26 protein-coding genes are annotated in these 25,666 nt (G+C 68.1%); 7 read left to right on the forward strand and 19 right to left on the reverse strand.

All coding sequences use genetic code 11. The annotated features are described in order from the left end of the window. Nucleotides 1–25: 25 nt before the first annotated feature. On the forward strand, nt 26–1,501 hold the full coding sequence (locus CYU59_RS26780) for a glutamate--cysteine ligase (RefSeq protein WP_293004301.1): 1,476 nt from the start codon (nt 26–28) through the stop codon (nt 1,499–1,501). A 29-nt stretch (nt 1,502–1,530) separates the two neighbouring features. Further along, on the forward strand, nt 1,531–2,214 hold the full coding sequence (locus CYU59_RS26785) for a class I SAM-dependent methyltransferase (RefSeq protein WP_293004302.1): 684 nt from the start codon (nt 1,531–1,533) through the stop codon (nt 2,212–2,214). Nucleotides 2,215–2,217: 3 nt separating this feature from the next. On the opposite strand, the gene egtE is transcribed toward CYU59_RS26785, so the two are convergent. From egtE to CYU59_RS26845, 12 genes are all read right to left on the reverse strand, one after another. After that, nucleotides 2,218–3,351 carry an ergothioneine biosynthesis PLP-dependent enzyme EgtE gene (egtE, locus tag CYU59_RS26790; protein WP_293004303.1) on the reverse strand — a complete coding sequence of 378 codons (1,134 nt, stop codon included), beginning with the start codon at nt 3,349–3,351 and terminating at the stop codon, nt 2,218–2,220. Further along, entirely contained in the window at nt 3,348–4,313 is a 966-nt protein-coding gene (gene egtD, locus CYU59_RS26795; RefSeq protein ID WP_293004304.1) for an L-histidine N(alpha)-methyltransferase, read from the reverse strand. The genes egtE and egtD overlap by 4 nt, the downstream gene beginning before the upstream one ends. Then, entirely contained in the window at nt 4,310–5,011 is a 702-nt protein-coding gene (gene egtC / locus CYU59_RS26800) for an ergothioneine biosynthesis protein EgtC (RefSeq protein WP_293004305.1), read from the reverse strand. Before egtC ends, egtD begins: the two co-directional genes overlap by 4 nt. Further along, the gene (gene egtB / locus CYU59_RS26805) at nt 5,011–6,312 is read right to left on the reverse strand and encodes an ergothioneine biosynthesis protein EgtB (protein ID WP_293004306.1); all 1,302 of its coding nucleotides are present in this window, start codon (nt 6,310–6,312) and stop codon (nt 5,011–5,013) included. The genes egtC and egtB overlap by 1 nt, the downstream gene beginning before the upstream one ends. Next, complete coding sequence (gene egtA / locus CYU59_RS26810) at nt 6,309–7,586, reverse strand: ergothioneine biosynthesis glutamate--cysteine ligase EgtA (protein WP_293004307.1); 1,278 nt, start codon at nt 7,584–7,586, stop codon at nt 6,309–6,311. The genes egtB and egtA overlap by 4 nt, the downstream gene beginning before the upstream one ends. Nucleotides 7,587–7,719: 133 nt before the next feature. Next, nucleotides 7,720–8,379 carry a sensor domain-containing protein gene (locus CYU59_RS26815; protein ID WP_293004308.1) on the reverse strand — a complete coding sequence of 220 codons (660 nt, stop codon included), beginning with the start codon at nt 8,377–8,379 and terminating at the stop codon, nt 7,720–7,722. 19 nt (nt 8,380–8,398) lie between these two features. After that, nucleotides 8,399–8,833: a hypothetical protein gene (locus CYU59_RS26820; protein WP_293004309.1), complete on the reverse strand. Its 435-nt coding sequence runs from the start codon at nt 8,831–8,833 to the stop codon at nt 8,399–8,401. A gap of 90 nt (nt 8,834–8,923) precedes the next feature. Then, on the reverse strand, nt 8,924–9,100 hold the full coding sequence (locus CYU59_RS26825) for a hypothetical protein (RefSeq protein ID WP_293004310.1): 177 nt from the start codon (nt 9,098–9,100) through the stop codon (nt 8,924–8,926). Nucleotides 9,101–9,211: 111 nt separating this feature from the next. Beyond that, nucleotides 9,212–9,553 carry a hypothetical protein gene (locus tag CYU59_RS26830; RefSeq protein WP_293004311.1) on the reverse strand — a complete coding sequence of 114 codons (342 nt, stop codon included), beginning with the start codon at nt 9,551–9,553 and terminating at the stop codon, nt 9,212–9,214. Between the two features lie 81 nt (nt 9,554–9,634). After that, nucleotides 9,635–10,690 carry a DUF4185 domain-containing protein gene (locus CYU59_RS26835; RefSeq protein ID WP_293004312.1) on the reverse strand — a complete coding sequence of 352 codons (1,056 nt, stop codon included), beginning with the start codon at nt 10,688–10,690 and terminating at the stop codon, nt 9,635–9,637. 94 nt (nt 10,691–10,784) lie between these two features. Continuing rightward, a complete protein-coding gene (locus tag CYU59_RS26840; RefSeq protein ID WP_293004313.1) occupies nt 10,785–11,816 on the reverse strand; it encodes an aspartate-semialdehyde dehydrogenase in 1,032 nt (343 codons plus the stop codon). Next, nucleotides 11,817–13,082, reverse strand: coding sequence for an aspartate kinase (locus CYU59_RS26845; RefSeq protein ID WP_293004314.1), 1,266 nt, complete (start codon nt 13,080–13,082; stop codon nt 11,817–11,819). It lies immediately after the preceding gene. Between the two features lie 132 nt (nt 13,083–13,214). Here CYU59_RS26845 and CYU59_RS26850 point away from each other — a divergent pair, with 132 nt between their 5' ends. Both CYU59_RS26850 and leuA read left to right on the forward strand, forming a co-directional pair. After that, entirely contained in the window at nt 13,215–13,601 is a 387-nt protein-coding gene (locus CYU59_RS26850; protein ID WP_293004315.1) for a hypothetical protein, read from the forward strand. A 166-nt stretch (nt 13,602–13,767) separates the two neighbouring features. Beyond that, nucleotides 13,768–15,588 carry a 2-isopropylmalate synthase gene (leuA, locus tag CYU59_RS26855; protein WP_293004316.1) on the forward strand — a complete coding sequence of 607 codons (1,821 nt, stop codon included), beginning with the start codon at nt 13,768–13,770 and terminating at the stop codon, nt 15,586–15,588. Nucleotides 15,589–15,595: 7 nt separating this feature from the next. On the opposite strand, the gene CYU59_RS26860 is transcribed toward leuA, so the two are convergent. Together CYU59_RS26860 and CYU59_RS26865 are read right to left on the reverse strand one after the other, a co-directional pair. Continuing rightward, entirely contained in the window at nt 15,596–16,120 is a 525-nt protein-coding gene (locus CYU59_RS26860) for a hypothetical protein (protein ID WP_293004317.1), read from the reverse strand. A gap of 86 nt (nt 16,121–16,206) precedes the next feature. Continuing rightward, nucleotides 16,207–17,199, reverse strand: a complete 993-nt coding sequence (locus CYU59_RS26865) for a DEDDh family exonuclease (protein WP_293004332.1) — start codon at nt 17,197–17,199, stop codon at nt 16,207–16,209. A gap of 205 nt (nt 17,200–17,404) precedes the next feature. Between CYU59_RS26865 and CYU59_RS26870 the strand changes: the two genes are divergently transcribed. Next, on the forward strand, nt 17,405–18,634 hold the full coding sequence (locus CYU59_RS26870) for a Mur ligase family protein (protein ID WP_293004318.1): 1,230 nt from the start codon (nt 17,405–17,407) through the stop codon (nt 18,632–18,634). Further along, a complete protein-coding gene (locus CYU59_RS26875; protein ID WP_293004319.1) occupies nt 18,627–19,331 on the forward strand; it encodes a type 1 glutamine amidotransferase in 705 nt (234 codons plus the stop codon). Before CYU59_RS26870 ends, CYU59_RS26875 begins: the two co-directional genes overlap by 8 nt. Nucleotides 19,332–19,495: 164 nt before the next feature. Here the strand turns inward: CYU59_RS26875 and recR are convergent, their stop codons facing one another. Continuing rightward, nucleotides 19,496–20,107: a recombination mediator RecR gene (gene recR, locus CYU59_RS26880; protein ID WP_293004320.1), complete on the reverse strand. Its 612-nt coding sequence runs from the start codon at nt 20,105–20,107 to the stop codon at nt 19,496–19,498. Next, nucleotides 20,100–20,429: a YbaB/EbfC family nucleoid-associated protein gene (locus tag CYU59_RS26885; protein ID WP_293004321.1), complete on the reverse strand. Its 330-nt coding sequence runs from the start codon at nt 20,427–20,429 to the stop codon at nt 20,100–20,102. Before CYU59_RS26885 ends, recR begins: the two co-directional genes overlap by 8 nt. Nucleotides 20,430–20,584: 155 nt before the next feature. On the opposite strand from CYU59_RS26885, the gene CYU59_RS26890 reads away from it, so the two are divergent. Further along, nucleotides 20,585–21,304, forward strand: a complete 720-nt coding sequence (locus tag CYU59_RS26890) for an Rv3717 family N-acetylmuramoyl-L-alanine amidase (protein WP_293004333.1) — start codon at nt 20,585–20,587, stop codon at nt 21,302–21,304. Nucleotides 21,305–21,357: 53 nt separating this feature from the next. Here the strand turns inward: CYU59_RS26890 and CYU59_RS26895 are convergent, their stop codons facing one another. From CYU59_RS26895 to CYU59_RS26905, 3 genes are all read right to left on the reverse strand, one after another. Continuing rightward, nucleotides 21,358–21,804, reverse strand: a complete 447-nt coding sequence (locus CYU59_RS26895) for an SRPBCC family protein (RefSeq protein WP_293004322.1) — start codon at nt 21,802–21,804, stop codon at nt 21,358–21,360. A 62-nt stretch (nt 21,805–21,866) separates the two neighbouring features. Next, on the reverse strand, nt 21,867–23,360 hold the full coding sequence (locus CYU59_RS26900) for a cytochrome P450 (RefSeq protein WP_293004323.1): 1,494 nt from the start codon (nt 23,358–23,360) through the stop codon (nt 21,867–21,869). An 89-nt stretch (nt 23,361–23,449) separates the two neighbouring features. Beyond that, the gene (locus CYU59_RS26905; protein ID WP_293004324.1) at nt 23,450–25,405 is read right to left on the reverse strand and encodes a DNA polymerase III subunits gamma/tau; all 1,956 of its coding nucleotides are present in this window, start codon (nt 25,403–25,405) and stop codon (nt 23,450–23,452) included. Between the last annotated feature and the right edge of the window lie 261 nt (nt 25,406–25,666).

Below are 25,666 nucleotides of genomic sequence, written 5' to 3' on the forward strand. Positions count from 1 at the left end.
GAGGTAAAGCGGTTGCATCGGCATTGTGGGCGAAGAGGTCAAGCGGACCACCTATGCGCGCGTCGACCGGCAGGAGTACCGGCGCAAAGTACAACAGTGCCTCGACGTTTTCGAGCGGATGCTTGCGCAGTCCAGCTTCGAGTTCGATCGCCCGCTCACCGGAATGGAGATCGAGTGCAACCTCGTCGACGACGCTTACCAGCCCGCGATGACCAACTCCGATGTGCTGGCCGCCATCGCCGACCCCGCCTACCAGACCGAATTGGGCGCATACAACATCGAATTCAACGTTCCGCCCCGTCCACTCGGTGGACGAGCCGCCGCTGCGCTCGAAGACGAGGTCCGGGCCAGCTTGAACGCCGCCGAGAACAAGGCCGGTGCCGGCGGCGCCCACATCGTGATGATCGGCATCCTGCCCACCCTGATGCCCGAGCACCTTGCCAGCGGGTGGATGAGTGAATCGTCGCGCTACGCCGCGCTCAACGACTCGATCTTCAACGCCCGCGGTGAAGATCTGGTGATCGACATCGACGGGCCGGAGCCACTGAGTCTGCACTCAGCCTCGATTGCACCCGAATCAGCATGCACCAGCATTCAATTGCACGTACAGGTGTCGCCCGCCGGTTTCGCCGCGAACTGGAACGCCGCCCAGGTGCTGGCCGGCCCACAGTTGGCGCTGGGAGCCAATTCACCGTATTTCTACGGTCACCAGCTGTGGTCGGAGACGCGCATCGAGTTGTTCGCGCAGTCCACCGACACCCGGCCCGACGAGCTGAAAACTCAAGGGGTGCGGCCGCGAGTGTGGTTCGGCGAGCGCTGGATAACCTCGATCTTCGATCTGTTCGAGGAGAATGTCCGCTACTTTCCGTCGTTGTTGCCAGAGGTCTCCGACGAAGACCCGGCCGCCGAACTCGCGGCCGGCCGCACCCCGCACCTGGCGGAGTTGCGACTCCACAACGGCACCGTCTACCGGTGGAACCGGCCGGTGTACGACGTCGTCAACGGTCGTCCGCACCTCAGAGTGGAGAACCGCGTATTGCCGGCCGGCCCGACCGTGATCGACATGCTGGCCAACGCCGCCTTCTACTACGGCATGCTGAGGACGCTGTCCGAGGAGGATCGGCAGGTCTGGACCAGACTGGAATTCGCTGCCGCGCAACGCAACTTCACCGAGGCCGCCCGTCACGGTATTCGCGCGCAGCTCTACTGGCCGGGATTGGGCACCGTCGGCACAGAGGAGCTGGTGCGCGGCGAGCTGCTGCCGATGGCCTACGACGGACTGGACAGCTGGGGTGTCGCGCCCGACATCCGGGACCGGCTGCTCGGGGTGATCGAAGACCGCGCACGCGTCGGGCGCAACGGCGCGAGCTGGCAGGTGTCCGCTGTGCGGGCACTGGAGAAACGCGGACTCGACCGCCCCGCAGCGCTGGCCGAGATGCTGCGGTTGTACTGCCGGAACATGCATACCAACGAGCCGGTCCACAGCTGGGCCGATCCGTAGGCGGTGAGGCCCGGAGTACGTTGGAAGACATGGCAAATGAAGTAATGGACTGGGACAGCGCGTACCGCCAGGACCGAGACGCCGGGTTCGAAGGGCCCCCGCCGTGGAACATCGGCGAGCCGCAGCCGGAGCTGGCCGCGCTGGCCGCGGCCGGCGAGTTCCGCAGCGATGTGCTCGATGCCGGGTGCGGGTACGCGGAGCTGTCGCTGAGCCTGGCCGCTGACGGCTACACCGTCCACGGCGTCGACCTCACACCCACTGCGGTCGCTGCCGCCACCCAAGCCGCCCAGGAGCGCGGGTTGAGCACCGCGACCTTCGAGCAGGCCGACATCACGGCGTTCGGCGGACACGACGGCCGGTTCAACACCGTCGTCGACAGCACGCTGTTCCACTCGCTGCCGGTCGAGGGCCGCGACGACTACCTGTCCGCGGTGCACCGGTCGGCTGCCGACGGCGCCGGGTACTTCGTGCTGGTGTTCGCCAAGGGAGCGTTCCCCGCAGAATGGGAGCAGAAGCCGAACGAGGTCGACGAAGCCGAACTGCGGGCCGCGGTCGAAAAGCATTGGCAGATCGACCAAATCCGGCCGGCTTTCATCCACGCGAACATCCCGCCGGCCCCGGCGGATTCGGACGTTCCGATGATCGAGCACGACCGCGACGAGAAGGGCCGGATGAAACTGCCCGCCTACCTGCTCAGCGCGCGCAAGAACTGAGCGTCATACCGCCGCGGCCTCGGCCTCGGTGAGCGCCTCCCCGAAGGTCGTCAGGTCGTCGACACCGGCGTCGACGTGCGGCGAGATGCGCAGCACCGGAGCCGTCAACTCCATCGGCGCGCGCTGCACCGCCACCGCGGTCGTGACAATGCGGCGCTCGGCGATCAGCCACGCGCGTACTTTCACGGGATCAGCGCCGCCGGTCGGGGCCAGCGTGGTGATGGCGCTCGGCTCGTCGACCGCTTCGACCACCCGCCACCCCGGCACGTCGGCAAGGACAGTGCGGCTCAGGCGACCCACCTCGGCGAGCCGCTCCTGCACAGCGGCCGGCCCGGCCGCCACGTACTCACCGACCGCGACCGAAAAGCCCACCCGCGCCGCCACATTGGCCTCACCCAGCTCGAGGCGGTCGGCGTTGGTCAACGATCCGACCCACTGCTTCGGCGGAAGGCGGGGCTGCAGCCGCTGCATCAGCGCCGGCCGCACCGCCAGCACCCCGACCCCGCGCGGACCGGACAGCCATTTGCGCGACGACGCGTACATCGCATCGACGGCCACCGCGCAGTCCACCTGCCCGAGTGCCTGAGCCGCGTCGACGATCAGCGGCAGCTCCAATTCCGCACACAGCGTTGCCATTTCCGCCAGCGGCTGCACCACCCCGCGGTGGCTGGCGACCAATGTCAAGTGCACCAGGTCGGGCGGGGCGGCCGCCAGGGCGGACGCCACCTCTGACAGCGCGAGCCGGCCCTCGGCGTCCGTCGGCAACGTCTGACGCTCGAAACCGTGCACGGTCATCAAGGCCAGATTCGGTCCGTATTCGCCGGGCAGACAGGCCAACCTGCGCCGGCCCGGCCAGCTGGCCAACAACAGGTCCAGCGCATGCTGCGATCCGGTGGTGAACACGACCTGCGCGTCGGGCACGCCGGTCAGCGCAGCAACAGCGGCCCGTCCGGCGTCGAGCACCGGCGTGGCCGCCTCCGCGGCGACGTAGCCACCGACCTCGGCTTCGTGTCGGGCGTGGCGGTCCGCCGCATCCAGCACGGCGAGACTCTGCCGGGAACAGGCCGCGCTGTCCAGGTGTAGGCCGGCGACTTGTGGTCGGGCGGACTGCCAGGCCTGCGCCAGGCCGGTGCTCACTTGACCGACAGCGACAATCCGAAGTCACCGGCGTTGTCGGTCCACCACTCGGTCAGCTGCAGGCCCGCTTCCGCCAACTCGGTGGCGACCGACTCGGCCCGGAATTTGCACGACACCTCGGTGAGAACTTTTTCGCCCGAGTCGAATTCGACAGTCATGTCCAGCGCCGCGATGCGGACCTGCTGCGCCCGGTCGGAGCGTAGCCACATCTCCATCCGCTCGTCGGCGGCATTCCACGAGGCGACATGGTGGAACGCGTCGACGTCGAAGTCCGCCTCGAGCTCCCGGTTGATCACCGCAAGGACGTTGCGGTTGAACTGAGCTGTGACCCCTGCGGCGTCGTCGTACGCCGCCACCAATCGCTGGGTGTCCTTGACCAGATCGGTACCCAGCAGCAGGCTGTCACCCGGCTGCAACGCCGCGGCCAGCCCGGCCAGGAATTCGGCCCGGTCGCCGGGTTTGAGGTTGCCTATCGTCGATCCGAGGAACACGAACAGCCGACGGCCGCCGCTGGGAATTTTGGCCAGGTGTTTCTCGAAATCGCCGCACACAGCCGCGATTTCGACACCCGGATACTCGTCCTGGATCGCCTTTGCCGCTATCGACAACATGCTCGCGTCGACGTCGAACGGAACGAACCTGCGCAGGGCGCCGCTGTCGCGCAGCGCATCCAGCAACACCCTGGTCTTCTCCGAGGTTCCGCTGCCCAGTTCGACGAGGGTGTCGGCGCCCGCAGCCGCAGCGATCTCCCCCGCGCGGGTCCGCAGGATCTCCGCTTCGGCCCGGGTGGGGTAGTACTCCGGCAGCCGGGTGATCTGGTCGAATAGCTCGCTGCCCACCGCGTCGTAGAACCACTTGGGCGGCAACGACTTCGGCGTGCTGTGCAGTCCTGCTCGCACGTCACGGCACAGCGCCTCGTAGGCCGAGTCCGCGGCCAGGTGGTTGGACAAGGTGAGCGTCATACTGATCCCTCCGTTGGGTTTAACGCGGTCATGGTCACCAGTTCGGCGGTGACCTCGACGAGATGGCGATCGGGAACTTCCTCCCAGCCGGGCTGGTCGTCGTAGGGCTCACTGGCCAGCACCACGCCGTCATCGCGGCGCAGGATCGACAAAGTGTCACCCCATGTGGTGGCCAGTAATCGAGAACCGTTGGCCGCCATGATGTTCAGCCGCGCATTCGGGTCGGCCGCACCCACTTCGGCAATGGTCTGCCCTAGCGAACCGAGGCCACGGCTGAAGATCAAGGCGGCCAGAACCGCGCTGTCACAGGTGGATTCGGCAGCAGCGCTGGCGGGCAGCACGTCACGATCGACGACTCCGTTGTGCGACAACAGCCATCGTCCGTCGGTGAACGGCGCGGTCGCACTGGGTTCGATCGGCATACCCACGGTAGCCGACCGCACCGCCGCGACCGCGCAGTGACTGCGAAGCGCCGGTGCGATGGAATCGAAGGAAACATCTCCCCACAACGGGGCCGCACTACGCCAGCGCCGCGGGGTCGTGCCGTCGAAAAAGCCGACGCCCCAGCCGTCGGCGTTCATCAACCCGTGCTTCTGCCGGCGCGGGGCGTAGGACTGCACCCGAAGGCCGTGCGGCGGGTCGAGCACCAGCGACGAGACGGAGGTTTCGCGTCCCAGCCAGCCCAGGTGACGGCACATCAGCGGTGGCCTCCCGGGTCGCCTTCGGACCACGCCAGCCGGACACCGGAGAAGATCTGCCGGCGGTACGGGTGATCCCAGTTGCGGAAACTGGGTCGCACGATTCCGGCCTCCACCGCCCACGAGCCGCCGCGCAGCACCCGGTAGTCACCACCGAAGAACGGCTCCGAGTAGCGCTGATAGATCATCGGTGTAAAGCCGGGCCACGGCTCGAGTTCGGAGCTGGTCCACTCCCAGACGTCACCGAGCATCTGCTCGACTCCGTATGCCGATGCGCCGTCGGGGTAGGCGCCGACCGGCGCCGGGCGCAGCGCATCGCCACCGAGGTTGGCCAGTGCCGGCGACGGCTCCGCGGATCCCCAGGGATAGCGCCGGCGCGCGCCGCGCTGCGGATCCCAGGCGCACGCCTTCTCCCACTCGCGTTCGGTGGGTAGCCGCGCACCGGCCCACGCCGCGTAGGCCTCCGCCTCGAAATAGCTGACGTGCTGGACGGGTTCGTCGGACGGGATCTCCTCGACGTGCCCGAACCGGGTCCGGGTCTGCCCGTCGGCGTCCCAGAACTGGGGGGCGGTCAGCCCGGCGGTGGCGCGATGCTCCCAGCCGCGCGCAGACCACCACCGCGGTTGCCGGTAGCCGCCGTCTTCGATGAACTGCCGCCATTCGCCGTTGGTGACCGGAACCCGGCCGATCCGGAACGCGGGGACATCGACGACGTGTGCGGGCCGTTCGTTGTCCAGCGAGAACGGTTCGTCGGCCACGTCGACGCCGAGGACGAACGGTCCGCCCGGCACCAACACCGAGGTGCCCGTGAGCCCGGCCCGACCACACGGCAGCTGGCCGGAGTCGTGCAGCAGCGCCGGGCCGACCCGCAGATTCAACGCCTGCAGCATGGTTTCGTCGTGCTGGTTCTCGTGGCTGACCACCAGGCCGTAGACGAAGTTGTGGTCCGGATCGTCAGGCAGCCGGTCGAGGGCGTCGAGGGACGCCGCCCGCACGGTGCGGCAGTAGTTGCGCGCCTGCTCCGCGGACAACAGCGGCAAGTCGACCCGGCTGGCCCGGGAGTGCACGAACGCGTCGTAGAGGCTTTCGACTGCGCCGGAAAGGATTCCGGGCCGGTCCGGGTCGCCGCCACGCAGCAGCCACAACTCTTCCTGCTGGCCGATGTGGGCCAGGTCCCACACCAGCGGGCTCATCAGCGGGTCGTATTGGCGGCGCAATTCGGCCTCGTCGAAATCCACCAATCGCAGGGTTCTCTGACGGGCCCGCTCCAAGTCGCGGACCACCGTTTCGCGATGCGTCACTGCTCCCCTCGCGCCAGGGCGGTGACGGCGGCCGCGATCCCGCTCTCGACCACCCGGTCGGAGAAATTGTCGGCCGGGCTGCGACCCTGCTCCACGGCGGCGGCGAGGCGCTGCATGCCGTCGCGCAGCCCGGCGGGGGCACGTTCGGCGGCGAGGGCCACGCACCGGTTGGCCGCGGTGTGAATCCGCTGATCACCCAGGCCGAGCCGGGCCGCGGCGTCCCAGGCCGTCGCGACGGGTTCGACCGCCTCGGCCGCCAGGTCCGCAGCGACCGGGTCGTCGAGCAGGGTGACGATGGTGAACACCACCGCGGGCCAGATGTCGGCGGGCATGCTGTCCAGGTAGCGGATTTCCAGCCATTGACGCGGCCGGACCGGCGGGAACAGCGTGGTCAGGTGGTATTCCAGGTCGTGACGGGTGGGCCGGCGACCACCGAGTAGCTCCCGGCCGTCAGCCCAGTCGGCGAACGGCAGATAGTGGGTGACCGGCGTCGGCTCGGGGCTGTGCACGAGCATCACCGGCGCTTTGAGCGCATAGCGCGCCCAGTCGGTGGCGGGGTCGTCGGCGCTCGCGGTCAGGACCGGCCCGCATCGTGCCGAGTCCAGTTGGCTCCACACCCGCTGGCGGGTCGAACGCCAGCCGGAGAATCTCCCGCCCAGCAGCGGCGAGTTGGCAGAGATCGCGACCATGACCGGCCCCAGCGCGTGCGCCAGCCGGACCCTGTCCGCCCAGCCGGCCTGCGGCCCCGCATCGAGGTTGACCTGAACCGACGCGGTCGAGGTCATCATCGCGGCACCCGCCTCGCCGGTGTGACTGGCGACGAAGAACTCCTCCATCGCCTGATAACGCGCGCCCGGATTCACGCGTCCGGCCGGCCGCAATGGATCCGCCCCCAGCGGCACCAGGCCCAGGCCGACGGCGTCGAACGCCTCGCGCAGCGCGGCCTGGTCGTCGGCGATCGCCTCGATCGCGGCCGTCACGCCCGACGCGGGCGGGCCGGACAGTTCGACGGCGCCGCCGGGTTCCACCGTGACAAGGCTTCCGCCGGGCATGGCCGGCAGCGTCTGCAGAACGGCGGTGATCTCATCCCAGCTCGGTCGGCGGTGCGGGTCGGTCGGGTCGTAACAGTGCGCCTCGATCTCCAAGCCGACGCGGCCTACCGGGCCATCCGTCAGGCAGACGCCGGCAATGAACTGTGCGGCGGCCGAAGCGCTGGCAAATTCCTCGAGCTCCAGACGCGCGGGATCGACTTGCGACGCGACGGCGAACGCCATGACCGGAAATCCCTTCGACCCCGCACCGCAGGTCTCGAGCGATCGAGACTGCTGGTTGCGCGCGGCTATCCAACGATAGTCACAAGACTTATCTCCCAGACCGCCCCGACGTATTCCCGCCGATCAGGGGTGACTACTGGCCGAGCGCGTTCTCGATAGCGCCGGCCAGCACGTTCACCGCCGGACCACCGTTGCCGGACTGACAGACTTTGGCTTGCAGCACGACGTTTTCCCGCAGACGGGTCTGGGTGAAACATCGCCGGTCGGTGCCGGCCTCCTGCTTGCTCCATGCGGCGTCGGCCGCGGCCGGCGGGCCGCCGTCGAACGTCCACACCTGGGTGGTCCCGTTGTCGAGGTGCATGGCGGTGGTCTGGCCCGAGCAACCGGTCGTGCGGTCGACGACACGGTGGAACGCCGCTCCGGCCGCGGAGGCGGTGGCGAACACCCCGACGGCCTGCTTGACGAAGTGCGTCTGATCGGTCGGCGATGTCTGCGTGCTGGCACCGTTGAAGGACGCCAGATCGGGATCGTCGTAGACCTCCGGCAGCCCGATGTCGGCCCAGTTGTTGCACACCGGATTGTCGACGGAGAACCCCTGGACGGGGTGGGCGAACAACGACTCGTCCCGCATCGGACCCCCGACGATGTTGCCCACCGAGCCCTTGCTCAGGACCGCGTAGCTGACCACCCCGGGGTCCGAGGGCCGAGCGGACGCGGCCGCGCCGTTCCACGCGGTGGTGGCGCACACCGTTGACACGACGAATGTCGTTGCGGCCGTAGCAATCCGGCTCATCGTCGCCGATCGGCTGCCATTACGGCGTGTAGGTCGGTGGCGGCGGCTCGTCGGGACCACCGTGGCCGCCGTGACCTCTCGGCCCGCCCGGCCCGCCCGGTCCTCCCGGTCCCATGCCGGGGCCCCACGGACCGACCCACGGCGGTCCGCCGGGACCCGAACCGGGCGGGAACGGGCCGCCCGGGAACACCACCCACGGCGGACCTTCCGGCCCGCTCGGTGCCTCCGGCCCGAACACCCCGCGATTGTGGTGGTGGTTCTGCGGACCGTGTCCGGACAGCTCTGCGCCGGCGAAGAAAACGACCGCCAGCACGAACACCGTGCCGGCCACTATCACCACCCATGCCGCGGCCTGATAGAGCCGCGCGTGCCTGGCCGGGGGCAGCGGCGCAACCGTCGGGACGGCCGGGGGCGGGCCCGACGGCACGATCGGGGGTTCGGGAGCTTGGGTCATGCCTTGATCATGCCGAGGCGGGCTCCGCCCATCAACCAGCGGTGTGCGCGAGTCGAGAGGAAGAATCGAACGGCGATGACTTCGGTCCTCCTAGTACCCGAGCACCCAGGCGAATTTCAGGATGACCACGGCGATGAGCGTGACTCCGGCGATGATCGCCACCCAGGCCGCCACTTGGTAGAGCCGCTCCGACCGAGGTGACGGTGCCACAATGGGCGCCGGCGCAGCCGGAGGCGGCGGAGTAGACGGGTCGGGGGTCTCGCTCATACCCGCATAATGCCTTAGCTCAGCACGGTCTGCGAGCGCTACCTTGGCCGATCGGCTTGAGAACTGACAGCCCGGCGCCCTCGTGGGACGCCGGGCTGGTGACCGTCGAGGCTACGAGTGGGCCGGAGCCAGTGACGGAGTGATCGATGACGGCATGTGCGACGGTCCGGGAACGCCGGGGCCGTGGTGGAATGCGGCGCCCTGCTCGTGGTGGCGCGGACCGTCCGGGCCGCCGGGGTGCTGGTGGTGCCAACCGTGGTGATGGCACTTGTGATGACCCAGGTGGGCGACCTTGAAGCCGGTGAAGAAGATGCTCAGGACGATGAAGACGATGCCCGCGACGATCACGACCCACGCCGCGAAGCGGTAGAGCCAATAGGGTTTGACGACTTCGGTCGCGGGGGTGGTGGCGACCGTGGTCGGTGTGGTTGGGGTGTCAGGTGTTTCGCTCATACCTGAAATGATGCGAACATACGAATAGGTCCCGCTGGGTAGAACTTATGAAAGCGCTATGAGCCCTGGCCCAGGTGGGTTTCAGCCGTCCTCGGGCCATGTTTTGAACGGGTTCACGGCGAACTGGATGACCCGATACGGCGACCGCTCCCGCCCGTCGGTGTTGTGCCACTGGCTGACGAACACCCGCACTTCGTCCAGCGTCGACCCCGGCGAGATGTACCCGCCGTAGGGCTGGGCCAGCCGGTTGTCGTGCGGCGGCGGCAGGCTCTCGGCCGGTTCGGGCCACTCGTCGTGCTGCACCACGGTGGTGACCGGCGCGGTGGCCAGTGCGGTCGGGTCGTCGGCAACCCGGATCTCCATGTTCCCGGTGCTGGAATTGAAGTACGACAGCACTGACTTGCCGTCGATCTGCGTCATGCTGATCTCGCCGATCGTGTCACCCCACAGCGGGACCGGCGTCCTGCCCCAACCGCCGTCCGCGCCGGGCGCATAGCCCTGCCAGCGGGACCGGTCGCCGAAATTCTCCGGCGCCACGCGGTAGAGCACCATCGGCTGGCTGCGGTCGAAATTGTCCGCGACGATGTACACCCAGCCGGTCCGCGACTCGGCCGTCGGTATCGGGTCGTAGTAGCCGCTGATCTGTGACTGCCGGCCGTCGGCGTAGCCGGCGTCCCGCGTGGAGCCCGTTACCGTCGGCCAATACCCCTGCACCGCTTCGGCTTTCACCAGTCTAGAACTCTTCGGAACCAGGTTCTCGGCGGTGGTGATCAGCAGGTAGTTCTGCCGGTTGATCTGGACGACACCGGCCGGTAACTGGGACGCACCCGCCGGTTTGGGTTCGGCCAGCAGCGGCTCGTCGACCCCGACGACTCCGGTGTACTTCACTCCGTCCGGGTCGTCGACCGACGATGTGTCCACCCGCAGCGCGATCGGCGAGTAATAGCCGCCGAACCCGACACCCTGGCCGGCGAAGCTGTCGCCGCAGACCTGTACCACCTGTGTCGGAAACTGCAGGAACACACAGAGATCGGTGGCGCCGATGCCGTAGTCGCGGGTGGGCGTCCCGGTGCCCGCCGCCGGACCGATGCGGACCACCTCGCCCGGGACGAGCGGCTGCAGGACCGGCTGCGGCATCGGAGCCGGCGGATCGGCATGCGCGATCGAAAACCCTTGGCAGGCAAGCAATACAACGCTAGTCAGTGAGTGGCGGGCCAAGCTCACCCTGATGTCACAGGTCAGCGGCGAGCAGTTCAGCGATCTGAATAGTGTTCAGGGCAGCGCCTTTACGCAGATTGTCGCCCGCGACGAACAGCGCCAGGCCACGCCCCTCCGGCGCACCCGGATCGCGGCGGATCCGGCCGACCAGCGATTCGTCGACACCGGCGGCGGCCAACGGCGTCGGCACGTCGACCACTTTGACCCCTGGCGCGCCGGACAGGATCTCCCGGGCCCGTTGCGGTGAAAGTGGTTGCGCGAACTCGGCATTGATCGACAGCGAGTGGCCGGTGAACACCGGCACCCGTACGCAGGTCCCGCTGACCAGCAGGTCGGGGATACCCAGGATCTTGCGGCTTTCGTTGCGCAGCTTCTGGTCCTCGTCGGTTTCACCGGAGTCGTCGTCGACCAGCTTGCCGGCCAGCGGCACGACGTTGAACGCGATCGGCGCCACGTAAGCCTTCGGTGCCGGAAATTGCAACGCGCTGCCGTCCTGCACCAACTGCTCGGCGTCGTCGATCACGGCGCGGGTCTGCTCGGCCAATTCGGCCACCCCGGCAACTCCGGTACCGGACACGGCCTGGTAGCTCGACACCACCAGGCGGACCAATTGGGCCTCGTCGTGCAGCACCTTGAGCACCGGCATCGCGGCCATCGTCGTGCAGTTGGGATTGGCGATGATGCCCTTCGGGCGGTTCTTGGCGTCAGCGAAGTTGACCTCGGAGACCACCAGCGGCACCTGGTCGTCCTTGCGCCAGGCCGACGAATTGTCGATCACGGTCACGCCGGCTGCCGCGAACCGCGGTGCCTGAACCCGCGACATCGTCGCTCCTGCGGAGAACAGCGCGATGTCCAAACCGCTCGGGTCGGCCGTCTCGGCGTCCTCGACCTCGATCTCCTGCCCGCGATACGGCAGCTTGCGGCCTTGCGAGCGAGCCGAAGCGAAGAACCGGACGCTGGTCGCCGGGAAGTCACGCTCGTCGAGCAGCCGGCGCATCACCTGGCCCACCTGGCCGGTGGCACCCACAACTCCTATTGCAACCATTTATCGTCCTGTTCCCGCGTACACCGTGGCCTCCTCGGCACCGCCGAGGCCGAATGCTTCGTGTAACGCGACAACCGCCTTGTCTAGTTCGGTGTCGCGGCACAGCACCGAGATCCTGATCTCGGAGGTGGAGATCAAGTCGATGTTGACACCGACCTGGGCCAGCGCCTCACAGAACGTGGCGGTGACTCCGGGATGACTGCGCATACCGGCGCCGATCAGCGACACCTTGCCGATGTGGTCGTCGTAAAGCACTTGGCTGAAACCGATTTCGCTCTTGAGCGCGTCCAGCTTCTCGACGGCGGCCGGGCCGTTGTCGCGGGGGCAGGTGAACGTGATGTCGGTCTTGCCGTTCTCGATCTTGGAGACGTTCTGCAACACCATGTCGATGTTCACGTCGGCGTCTGCGACCGCGCGGAACACCTTGGCGGCGTAACCCGGATAGTCGGGGATGCCGACGACGGTCACCTTGGCCTCGCTGCGGTCGTGGGCGACGCCGGTCAGGATGGGCTCTTCCATGGGTATGTCCTCGATCGATCCGGTGACGATGGTGCCGGGCTTGTCGGAGTACGACGAGCGCACGTGCACCGGGATGTTGTAGCGGCGGGCGTATTCCACGCAGCGAAGCATCAGCACTTTCGCTCCGCAGGCAGCCATCTCGAGCATCTCCTCGAAGGTGACCGTGTCGAGTCGGCGGGCGTTGGGAACGATCCGCGGGTCAGCGCTGAAAATTCCGTCGACGTCGGTGTAGATCTCGCAGACGTCGGCGTGCAGAGCCGCGGCCAGCGCGACCGCGGTGGTGTCCGAGCCGCCGCGGCCCAGCGTGGTGACGTCGCGGGTGTCCTGGCTGACACCCTGGAATCCGGCCACCAGCACGATGCGGCCCTCGTCGAGCGCGGCCTGCAGCCGGGTCGGCGTGACGTCGATGATCTTGGCCTTGCCGTGGGCACCGGTGGTGATGACGCCCGCCTGCGATCCGGTGAACGAGCGGGCCTGGGCGCCCAGCGACTCGATGGCCATCGCGACCAGGGCGTTGGAAATTCGTTCGCCGGCGGTCAGCAGCATGTCGAGCTCGCGCGCCGGCGGGGCCGGGCAGACCTGCTGAGCCAGATCCAGCAGGTTGTCGGTGGTGTCGCCCATCGCCGAGACCACGACGACGACGTCGTTGCCCTGCTTCTTGGTTTCGACGATGCGTTCGGCGACCCGGCGGATCCGGTCGGCGTCGGCCACCGATGATCCACCGTATTTCTGCACGACGAGCGCCACTGTTGCTCTCTCAGGTCGTTGAGTACCGGCAAGTAATCAGGTCGGAAAACAGGATACGTCGACCAGGACTGTGACCTGCACCCGCCGTTTCGCGCCATCTGCTATGCAGGGGGCCGACGAAAGGTGGACGCGATGGCGAGTGCGCCCGAAGTGCTGTGGGGAGACGAACCCGACGAGCACGACTACCCCGCAGCGGCGGACTATCTCGCCCTGCTGGCCTCACCGGAGCAGATCGACGCGATCGTGGCGGCGCTCAAACAGGCCCCGGTGGTGCACCGAAAGGCCAAGGACCTGTTGCGTGCCTCGCAGCTCGCCCTACTCCCCAAGGACAACGTGCACGTGCAGCGTGACCTGAAGAAGATCAAGAAGGGCAAGCGCCTCTCCCCGATCCTCGTCGTGCGCGGCGACCTCGACACCGGGGTGGCCCTGCAGATCGCCGACGGCTACCACCGGGTCTGCGCGAGCTATTACACCGACGAGAACACCGACATCCCGGTCCGGATCGTCCCGTCGAAGTGACTTTGGCCGGGACGGTGGGCGCGGTACAGTAGCCAGCGTGCAGCGGGTGCTCCTTCTCGGACGCCGCGACAGGGCCTGATCCAGACCGGCTTCCTGTCGCGGGTGTTCGCGATGCGCCGGTCTAGCCCACATTCGGGCGCCCTCTCAAAACCCCGGAGCGACCACCGTGACCAGCTATTCCAAGTCGTCGATCGAATCCCCCGACGCATTCACGTCCAGCCGAACCATCAACAAACCCGTGGGCCCACCCCGTCCCGGCCAGCCCTCGTGGAACACCCAGCGCGGATCGTCGATGCCGGTCGACCGGTACCGGCCGTTCGCCGACGAGGTCGAGCCGATCCGGTTGGCCGACCGCACCTGGCCCGACAAGGTCATCGACACCGCGCCGCTGTGGTGTGCGGTGGACCTGCGTGACGGCAACCAGGCCCTGATCGATCCGATGAGCCCGGCCCGCAAGCGCCGCATGTTCGACCTGCTGGTTCGGATGGGCTACAAGGAGATCGAAGTCGGATTCCCGTCGGCCAGCCAGACCGATTTCGACTTCGTTCGCGAGATCATCACTGAGGGAGCGATTCCCGAAGACGTGACGATCCAGGTGCTGACCCAATGCCGGCCTGAATTGATCGAGCGGACCTTCTTGGCGTGCGAGGGCGTGCACCGCGCGATCGTGCACTTCTACAACTCGACGTCGATCCTGCAGCGGCGCGTGGTGTTTCGGGCCGACCGAGCCGCGGTGCAGGCGATCGCCACCGACGGCGCCCGCAAGTGCGTCGAGGAGGCAGCCAAATACCCTGGCACACAATGGCGTTTCGAATACTCGCCGGAGTCCTACACCGGCACCGAACTCGAATACGCCAAGCAGGTCTGCGACGCGGTCGGCGACATCATCGAGCCGACGCCGGAGAACCCGATCATCTTCAATCTGCCCGCCACCGTCGAGATGGCCACCCCGAACGTCTACGCCGACTCGATCGAGTGGATGAGCCGCAACCTGGCCCGGCGCGACTCGGTGATCTTGAGCCTGCACCCGCACAACGATCGCGGAACTGCCGTCGCCGCAGCCGAATTGGGCTACCAGGCGGGGGCCGACCGCATCGAGGGATGCCTGTTCGGCAATGGCGAGCGCACCGGAAACGTCTGCCTGGTGACGCTGGGGCTCAACCAGTTCTCCCGCGGCGTCGACCCGCAGATCGACTTCTCGAACATCGACGAGATCCGTCGCACTGTCGAGTACTGCAACCAGTTGCCGGTGCCCGAACGCCACCCCTACGGCGGCGATCTGGTGTACACCGCATTCTCCGGCAGCCATCAGGACGCGATCAACAAGGGACTAGACAGCATGAAGGTCGCCGCCGACGAGGCCGGCACCGATGTCGACGACATGCTGTGGCAGGTGCCGTATCTGCCGATCGACCCGCGCGACGTCGGCCGCACCTACGAGGCGGTGATCCGGGTCAACTCGCAGTCCGGCAAGGGTGGCGTGGCCTACATCATGAAGGCCGACCATGGGCTGGCGCTGCCGCGGCGGCTGCAGATCGAGTTCTCGCAGGCCATCCAGAAGATCACCGATGGCGAGGGCGGTGAGGTCACTCCCAAGGAGATCTGGGATGCCTTCAACGACGAGTACATCGCGCCGATCCGGCCACTGGAACGAATCAGGCAACGCGTCGACGCGTCGGAGGAGGATCACGGCATCACCCGGATCGCCGCGACGGTCAAGGTCGACGACGTCGAGACCGAGATCAACGGCGCCGGCAACGGGCCGCTCGCCGCGTTCGTCGACGCGTTGGCCACCATCGACTTCGACGTGGCGGTGCTGGACTACTCCGAGCACGCGATGAGCGGTGGCGAGGACGCCCAGGCCGCTGCTTACGTCGAAGCCTCGATCAACGGCAAGACGGTGTGGGGCGTGGGTATCGCACCGTCGATCACCACCGCGTCGCTGCGTGCCGTGGTCTCGGCGGTCAACCGGGCCGCGCGCATCTGACCCGTCGTCAGGCCAGGACCTTGGCCAGCAGCATTCCGGCCAAGGTCTGGGCCTGTACGCAGCTGTCGGCGCCCACGATCAGGTAGACCCAGCCTTTGAGCACGTCCACGGTCGCCGGCGGGGCCACGAAGCAGAACGCCTGATCGCCCAAGGCCGGGACGTTCTGCACGTTGCCGGCGCTCTGCTTGTTGACGCCGAAACCCTTGGCCTGCGAATCGAGGCACTTCTTGTCGACGGGCTTACCGTCGATGCAGTATTCGTTGTTCCAGTACAGCTTGAAGCTGACGTCGTTGCCGGCGGTCGGAATCGACGTGCACTGCGCTTCGCTCGGCGACTGGCTGCCCTGGGCGGCGGGAAATGCGCTGCCCATCACCCGGCTGATGTCGGATGCGCTGAGCAGGCTGCAGAAGTTTTCCGGAACGTGGACGCTGGCAGATCTCGACGCGCCGCCGTGATGGGTGCACCCGTTGGCCGTCAGGACTACGGCCGCCGCGGCGGCCCATACCCGCCACCGGCCGCCAGTTGCATTCATTGCTTTAACTCAATCAAACCGACTCGAGCTTCGCGCAGGGCCGTGGTGCAGAGCCGGGCCGTGGTGCTGAGGAGGCGGGTCATTTCTTAAAAGAGCGCGAACTGCTCACCCGCATGCGACCCGTCGAGGATCTCGGCGGCACCGCTGCCGCCGACCGTCGAGCCGACGGAATCCATGAACTTCGAGTCGGACACCAGCGGCACCCCGAGCTCGTGCGCCAGGTGGCCCTTACCGTGCACGGGGCGATGTTCGTTGCAGATCACCAGCGAGGTTTCCCGGTCGACGTCGGCGGCGTAGGCCAGCCCGGCGTGCAGGATCCGTTCGACCAGCTCGTCGTGCGTCCGCTGGACTTCCGACGACAGCGCCACCCGCATGCCTTGCACCAACGGCCCGCCGCGGACGTAGGGGCCCGGATTGGGATACGGGCAGGCCATCCGGGAGGCCAGCACTTTCAGCGGCCGGAGTTCCTCGTGAGTCACCTTGCCGCTGGGCCAGATCCGTCTGCTGACCGGTCGCACCGGCAGCCAGACGTCCCGTTCGCGCGCCCGCCGCAGTGAGGCCGCCAGCACGTCGGTCAAGACGACGGCGTCGTCGAAGGCATCGTGGGCGCGGCGCTGCGTGACTCCCCAGTGCGCGGCCAGGGTCTCCAGACGCAGGTTGTCGGTGCCCAGTTCCAGGCGGCGGGCCAGCTCGACCGTGCACATGACGCTGTCGATCGGCAGCTCGACGCCGGCCAGCTCCGCCTCGGCGGTCAGGAAGCCGTAGTCGAAGGCGACGTTGTGGGCGACCAGCGTCCGTCCGCGCACGAGTTCAGCCACTTCGCCGACGATCTCGCTGAACTGCGGCTGGTCTTCCAACATGTCGGCGGTCAGGCCGTGGATGTGGGTGGGCCCGGGATCCACACCGGGGTTCAGCAGGCTGACCACGGAATGCTCGACGTGGCCGTCGGCGTCGAGTGCGAGCACCGCGAGGCTGATCACGCGCGCGCTGCCGGGCTTGAAGCCGGATGTCTCGACGTCGATGACGGCCCAACCCGAACCCGGCTCGGTGACCGGTCGACCCCAGGGCCCCGCCTTCACAGCCGTCGTACTGTCCCGCATGAAACCGAGGATTTCACGCCGAGCCGACATCGCCGGGTCGCTGCACGCCGTGTCGCCGATTCAGTCCGTGAGGTCGACCCGCCGCACTCGGAACAGCGCCGAGCTTGCGATCGACCTAGGTCCATCAGGTCGACCCGCCGCACTCGGAACAGCGCCGAGCTTGCGATCGACCTAAGATTCCCCGGTGATCACCGCCCGTGGACGACTTGCCCTGGCCGCCGGCGCCGGCGCGCGCTGGGCGTCACGAGTGACCGGCCGGGGCGCCGGTGCGATGATCGGCGGCCTGGTCGCGATGACGCTGGACCGGTCCATCCTGCGGCAGCTCGGCGCCGGTCGGCGCTCGGTGGTGGTCACCGGCACCAACGGCAAGTCGACGACCACCCGGATGACAGCGGCCGCGCTGCGAACACTCGGCGGTGTGGCCACCAATGCCGAGGGCGCCAACATGGATGCCGGGCTGATCGCCGCGCTGGCCGCCGACCGGTCCGCGTCGCTGGCCGTTCTCGAGGTCGACGAGATGCACGTGCCACACGTCGCGGACGCGATCGAGCCCGATGTGCTGATCCTGCTCAACCTGTCCCGGGACCAACTGGACCGCGTCGGCGAGATCAATGTGATCGAGCGGCGGTTGCGAGCCGGGCTGGCCGCTCATCCGCACGCGGTCGTGGTGGCCAATTGCGACGACGTGCTGATGACGTCAGCCGCCTACGACCACAACGGCGTGGTCTGGGTCGCCGCCGGCGGCAGTTGGGCGGCCGACTCGGTCAGCTGCCCGCGCAGTGGCGAGGTGATCGTTCGCGAGCACGGCCACTGGTATTCGACCGGCGCCGACTTCAAGCGGCCCAGCCCGCAGTGGTGGTTCGACGACGAGACGCTGTACGGCCCAGACGGATTGGCGTTACCGATGCGACTCGCGCTGCCGGGCGTGGTGAATCGGGGCAACGCGGCGCAAGCGGTGGCCGCGGCCGTCGCGCTGGGCGCCGATCCGGCCGCCGCGGTGGCCGCGGTGGGCGGCGTCGACGAGGTCGCCGGGCGGTACCGGACCATCGAGGTCGGCGCGCACTCCGTGCGAATGTTGTTGGCCAAGAACCCGGCCGGCTGGCAGGAAGCGCTGTCGATGGTCAACAGGAATGCGGCCGGCCTGGTGATCGCGGTCAACGGTCAGGTGCCCGACGGCGAAGACCTGTCCTGGCTGTGGGACGTCCGCTTCGAGCATCTCGCGGAGACTGCGGTGGTGGCGGCCGGTGAACGCGGCACCGATCTCGCCGTGCGGCTGGGTTACGCCGACGTCGATCACACCCTGATCCACGACACCCTGGCCGCGATCGCGTCCTGCCCGCCCGGACCGGTCGAGGTGCTCGCCAACTACACCGCGTTTCTGCAGCTGCAGCGCCGATTGGCGCGCCATGGCTGACTCGGCAATTCGGATCGGCCTCGTTCTGCCCGACGTGATGGGCACCTACGGCGACGGCGGTAACGCGGCGGTGCTGCGGCAGCGACTGCGACTGCGGGGCATCGCCGCCGAGATCATCGAGATCACGCTCGCCGACCCGGTGCCCGACAGCCTCGACCTGTACACGCTCGGCGGTGCCGAGGACTACGCGCAGCGGCTGGCCACCAAACACCTCACCCGCTACCCGGGACTGCAGCGCGCCGCGGGTCGCGGCGCGCCGGTCCTGGCGATCTGCGCGGCCATCCAGGTGCTCGGTCACTGGTACGAGACGTCGGCCGGTGAGCGGGTCGACGGGGTCGGGTTGATCGACCTGACCACCTCGCCGCAGCCCACGCGGACGATCGGCGAACTGGTCACCACCCCGCTGCTGGCCGGGTTGACCGCGCCGTTGACCGGCTTCGAAAACCACCGGGGCGGAACGGTTCTCGGCCCGGCCGCGACGCCGCTGGGCGCGGTCAAGAAGGGTGCCGGCAACCGCCTGGGTGACGGCGTGGACGGCGCGGTGCAGGGCAGCGTGTTCGCGACCTACATGCATGGCCCCTGCCTGGCGCGCAACCCCGAGTTCGCCGACCAGCTACTGGGCCGGGTGGTCGGTGAGCTCGCGCCGCTGGAGCTGCCTGAGGTGGATCTGCTTCGCCGCGAACGACTTCGGGCCTGAGCTCTCGGGCGTCACACCAGCCTCGTGTGCAACGAGAGGGCCGGGGCACTCTTTTTTCGTTTTGTCACCACGGGCGATATCACGTTGGCCGGTGATATCGCAGGTGGTGACGATTCCAACCAAGGGTTAGTGGTCGGAGTCAGGTGCGCGTGTTGCCCGTGTGACTAAGCCATCGCGCGGCGGCCGGTCAGCGCCCGGCCCAGGGTCAGCTCGTCGGCGAATTCCAGGTCGCCGCCCATCGGCAGGCCGGACGCGATCCGGCTCACGGTCAGCCCGGGAATATCGCGCAGCATCCGGACCAGATAGGTGGCCGTCGCCTCGCCTTCGGTGTTGGGGTCGGTCGCGATGATCACCTCGGTGATGTCGACCCCGTCGACCTGTTCGCCGATCCGGTTCAGCAGCTCGCGAATTCGCAGCTGGTCCGGTCCGACGCCGGACAGGGGATCCAATGCGCCGCCCAGCACGTGATAGCGACCGCGGAATTCACGGGTGCGCTCGACGGCCTGGACGTCCTTGGGCTCCTCGACGACGCAGACCAGAGTGCCGTCGCGGCGCGGGTCCGCGCAGATGCGACAGCGCTCGTCGTCGGAGACGTTGCCGCACACGGCGCAGAACCGGACTCCGTTGCGAACCTTGGCCAGCACCGCGGTGAGCCGGTCGATGTCCGGCGGCTCAACGGACAGCAGATGAAAAGCAATGCGCTGGGCGCTCTTCGGCCCGATACCCGGCAGCTTGCCGAGCTCGTCGATCAGATCCTGGACCGGTCCTTCAAACACCCAGTGCGCCGCCGCCCAAGCCACCCGCCAGCGGACCGAGCTGTTGCTGCGCCAGCGCCGCGACCTGTTTGGCGGCGTCGGCGAGCGCGCCGACCAGCAGGTCCTGCAGCGTCTCGACATCTTCGGGGTCGACGACCTTGGGGTCGATCTTCACCGCGACCACCTCGCCGCTGCCCTTGACCGTGACTTCCACCAGATCGCCGCCGGCCTTGCCCACCACCTCCGAGGCGATCAGCCGCTGCTGGGCCTCCATCAGCTGTGCTTGCATTTGCTGAGCCTGGGCGAGCAACGCCGACATATCGGGCTGGCCTCCGGGTTGCATGACAGTCCCCTTGCGTCTTGGTATCGACTTGGTTTCGCCTGCGCCGTGCGGGCGGTTCAGAGTTCCAAGCCTAGACGGCGCCGGGCTAACGTGGCGGCGTGCGCATACCTCACCGTCTACGTGTCGGGCCCCCGGCGGCATTGGCCGCGGCGGCCATGATCACCGTCGCCGCCGTCGTCGCACCCGCACCGCCGAGCGCACTGGCGGCACCCGGAAGCATCGCCGGCATGATCGTCTTCCTCGATCCCGGCCACAACGGCGCCAACGACGGCTCGATCAGCCGCCAGGTGCCCACCGGTCGCGGCGGCACCAAGGACTGCCAGGCCAGCGGGACCACCACCAACAGCGGCTACCCCGAACACACCTTCACCTGGGACACCACGCTGCGACTCCGGGCCGCCCTCAACGCACTCGGGGCCCGGACCGCCATGTCGCGCGGCGACGACTCCACCGTCGGCCCGTGTGTGGATCAGCGCGCCGCGATGGCGAACGCTCTGCACCCGAACGCGATCGTCAGCATTCACGCCGACGGCGGACCGGCGGGCGGCCGGGGCTTCCACGTCAACTACTCGGCACCGCCGCTCAACCAGGCCCAGGCCGGGCCGGCCGTTCAGCTCGCCCGGGTGATGCGCGACCAGATGCAAGCCTCGGGAATTCCGCCGGCCAGCTACATCGGCCAGGACGGCCTCTACGGGCGTTCAGACCTGGCCGGGCTGAACCTGGCGCAGTACCCCTCGGTTCTGGTGGAGTGCGGCAACATGAAGAACCCGGTCGACTCGGCGCTGATGGAGAGCCCGGAGGGACGGCAGAAATACGCCGACGCAGTCGCCCGGGGTGTTGCGGCGTTCCTCGGCGGCCAGGCCGCCGCCCGCTAAGCCCCGATCGTCCGACTTCTCCTCAGGCCGTTCCGGCCTGCATCGTCGTCGGGCTAGCCCCGACCGCTCTCGACTTCCCGCTTCAGGTTCGCCAGCACCTCGGCCTGAATCTTCTTCAAGCCCAACGGCGCGAACGTCTTCTCGAAGAAGCCCTTCACACCTCCGGCGCCCTTCCACGTCGTGGTGACGGTGACGCTGGAACCCGGTCCGGCCGGCGCGACCGTCCAGTTGGTCACCAGCGTCGAGTTGGCGTCCTTCTCGATGACGGCGTGTCCGGCGACGTCGACGCTGGCCTTGACGTCGCGGACGCGCGACTTGGTGGCCTGCAGCTTCCAGCTGGCAACGGTGCCCTGCCCCTGCCCGCCCTCGAGCACCTGGTAGTCGTGGTAGTGCGAGGACAGGATCTTGGGCCGGACGTCCCGGTAGTCACCAACGGCGGTCAGCACGGCGGCGGGCTCAGCGTTGACCAGGATCGTGCTGGCGGCACTGACGTTTCCCATTAGGCGTTACTCCTCTGCGCGGGCGTATCTCGCCGACCAGCGTATAGGTGGCCGCGCCGGCCCTAGGCGCTGAGGCGGCCAGATCCGCCCTGAACCGACTGCCCACGCGCCGACGCGGCACGCTTCTGCAGACGGAGCCGAAATCCCCTCGGCTTCAACGTGATCGACTCCGATATCTTCAGCCGATACTTGCTGTCGGCGGTCAGGTCGTAGCGGTGCAGAATCAACGCGAGCGTTAACACCGCCTCGTGCAGCGCGAACTGTCGACCGATGCAGGCCCGCTGACCCGTGCCGAACGGCTTGTAGGCGTGTGCGCGACTCTTCATCTGACCGGGCGCGAAACGGTCAGGGTCGAACCGCTCGGGGTCCGGCCACACCCGCGGGTCGCGCTGCACGAGCGGCAGCACCACCAGCACCCACTGGCCCTTCTTGATCCGGTAGCGCCCACCCAGCACGGTGTCGTCGTGTGCCACGCGCAGGTAACCGGGCGCGGTGGGCCACAACCGCAGTGCCTCGTCGAGCACCGCCCGCACAAAGCGAAGTTTCGCGACATCACCGTAGGCCGGCTCGGGGTCGTCCTGCGCACCCCACAGCGCGTCTACTTCCGCAGTGGCCCGCGCCAGCAGCTCAGGATTCTGGGTGAGGTAGTACAGCGCGAAAGACAATGCGCCCGAAGTGGTCTCGTGTCCTGCGACGATGAACGTGATGACCTGCTGACGGATGTTGACCGGGTCCAGCCGACGTCCGGTCTGCGGATGGGTGGCGTTCAGCATCAGGTCGAGCAGGTCGGGCGTGCCGGGAGCGGCGCCGTCGCGACGGGCCTCGATCACGTCGTCGACGATGCGGCCCATCACAGCGCCGGAGCGCCGGATCGCCGGCTGCAGCAGCCTGGTCAGCGGCGGGAACGTCGACCAGCTGGCGTACTTCAGCACCCGGTTCATCGACGAGATGAAAGTGTGCGGCCGGCGCCGGTCGAAGGAACCGAAGGGGTAGCCGAACCCGGCCCGACCGATGGATTCCAGAGCCAGGCGCGTCATGTCCGCGGTGACGTCCACCCGGCGTCCATCGTCGGCGACACCGTCCCAGTTGACCAGCATCTCCCGGATCGTCTGCACCATGATCGAGTGGTAACCCTGCATCGCTTCGCGACTGAAGGCGGGCTTCAGGATGTCGTGGGCAAGCTTCCAATTCGGATTGTCGGTCTCGACGGTGATCAGCGCGTCCCCGATAACCTCGCGCAGCGGCGCGAGGTGGTGTCCCACGTACTTTCCGAAGCGGGTTTCGTCGTGCACCTCGGCGACCAGATCGAGTCCGCTGACGGCGACCATCTCCGTGCCGAGCATCTTGCGCGCCGAGATCGGGCCCAGCTTCTCCGTCTGCGGCAGCGACGACTGGAACGGGGTGCGGGGATTCAGCCCGAGGACGTCGCCGACGAACGGCACCCGGTAGGGCGGATGGGGAAGGTCGCCGGTGTCGATGATCGCGCGGTTACGCGGCTCCGAAGTACCTGACGTACCGGGCGCGGCTTCCGACGGCCGCATACTAACCGTGGTCATATTCTGAGTATTACATACTATTTGCCTGATTAGATAGCCAGAATATTACTAGTGGTCTCAGGCATGCCAGCGCCGACGCGGCCGCACGACTAGGCGTTGTCGATGCGGCGGGCGCCCAATTCGTTCTGCAGGAGTTCCAGCGCGACCTCTTCGGGGTCGCGGCGCGGTGTCGACGCATCGTCGTCATTCGCCTCGGCGAGCATGCTCTCTTCCTCGGCTCGCTGATCCGATTCCCGGTCGGCGGACGGTTCGGGCGGCGGAGGTGGCGGCGGGACCACTCGACGGGGTCGCTCGATCGGCGGCGGCGCGGCCTTGGGTTCCGGCGCCGCTGCCGTCGGCGCACCGGTCTCGCAGCGCACACGCCAATCCACACCCAGCGCATCCTTGAGCGCCTCGGCGATGACGTCGGCATTGCGCTGTTCGCTCAGTCGCTTGGCCAGCGGCGCCGAGTCGTGGCTCAGCACCAACGTGTTGCCCTCGACAGCGCGGACGGTCGCACCGGCCAGCATGACCTCGGTGGTCCTGCTGCGCTGGCGGACCTTGTCGCGCACGGTCGGCCAGAGGGTGCGCACCGCTGCCGCGTTCGGCTCGCCCGTACCCACGGGTGCCGGGCTCTCCTCGACCGCGACGGGCTCGACCTCGACCTCGACCTGAGCCGGCTCGGGCGCGATCGAAGCCGGCTCGGGTTCGGCCGGACGCTCGGGCTGGACCGGCTCGGGCTGGGCCGGCTCGGGCTGGGCCGGCTCGGGCTCGGCGGCGACCACCGGGGGCGGCTGGGGCGCCGCCTGCGGGGGCGCCTGGTGTGGGGGCGCCGCCTGTGCCGCCGCGACCGACGGCCGGACGTAGGCGGGTTGCACCGCCACCGCCGCCTGCTCGCCGGCTGGAATCGACATGTCCAGTCGCGTCTCGATGCGCTCGACCCGTTGCAGCAGAGCCGATTCGGCGTCGCTGGCCGACGGCAGCAGCAGCCTCGCGCAGATCACCTCGAGTAGCAGGCGGGGCGCCGTCGCGCCGCGCATCTCGGTCAGGCCGGCGTGCACCACCTCGGCATAGCGGGTGAGCGTCGCCGGGCCCAGCCGGGTCGCCTGCTCGCGCATCCGGTCCAGCACATCCTCGGGCGCATCGACCACTCCTCGTGATGTGGCATCCGGAACTGCTTGCAGCACAAGGAGATCGCGGAATCGCTCCAACAGGTCGGTGGCGAAGCGACGCGGGTCGTGGCCGGCATCGATCACCGATTCCACGGCCCCGAACAACGCCGCGGCGTCCCCGGCGCCCAGCGCGTCGACGGATTCGTCGATCAGCGCCATGTCGGTGGCGCCCAGCAAGCCCAACGCCCGCTGGTAGTTGACCCGGTTACCTTCGGCGCCGGCCAGCAACTGGTCGAGCACCGACAGCGTGTCGCGGGGCGAACCGCCACCGGCGCGGATCACCAGCGGGTAGACGGCGTCGTCGACGATCACGTCCTCGTGGGCGCAGATCCCCTCGATCAGGCCGCGCATGGTCCTGGGTGGCAGCAGCCGAAACGGGTAGTGGTGGGTCCGCGAGCGGATGGTCGGCAGCACTTTCTCCGGTTCGGTGGTGGCGAACACGAAGATGAGGTGGTCGGGTGGCTCTTCGACGATCTTGAGCAGCGCGTTGAATCCCGCGGTGGTGACCATGTGCGCCTCGTCGACGATGAACACGCGGTAGCGCGACTGGGCCGGTGCGTAGAACGCCCGGTCGCGTAACTCCCGGGTGTCGTCGACACCACCATGGCTGGCCGCGTCGAGTTCGACGACGTCGATAGTGCCGGATCCGTTGGGCGCCAATCCGACACAGGAGTCACAGACCCCGCACGGGGTGGCGGTCGGACCCTGCTCGCAGTTCAGCGAGCGGGCCAGGATGCGCGCCGACGAGGTCTTGCCGCAGCCGCGCGGGCCGGAGAAGAGGTAGGCGTGGTTGATTCGGCCGGCGGTCAGTGCGGTCGACAGTGGCTCGGTGACGTGCTCCTGCCCCACCACTTCGGCGAAGGTCGCAGGACGGTACTTGCGGTAGAGAGCCACGGTCAGAGGCTACCCAGCCCGTCCGACGATGCGAACCCCGAAGGGGTCCGTTGAGGAGGCGGGCAATCCCAGCCAGCCCGTCCGACGATGCGAACCCCGAAGGCCCTCATCCGCCGAGATCGACGCTGGCGTGCCGGCCACTCGCTTGGGTTAAAGGGGTGGTTGCAACACTTCGTAGGTAGGGGTGTTGATGGCGACTCATCATTCGTTGGTGGCGGTGCAGCGTCAGTTCTGGGAATTGGTCGCTGCGGGTATGTCCTC

Origin of the sequence: Mycobacterium sp. (assembly GCF_002863225.1) — a bacterium.
Classification (GTDB): Bacteria; Actinomycetota; Actinomycetes; order Mycobacteriales; family Mycobacteriaceae; genus Mycobacterium.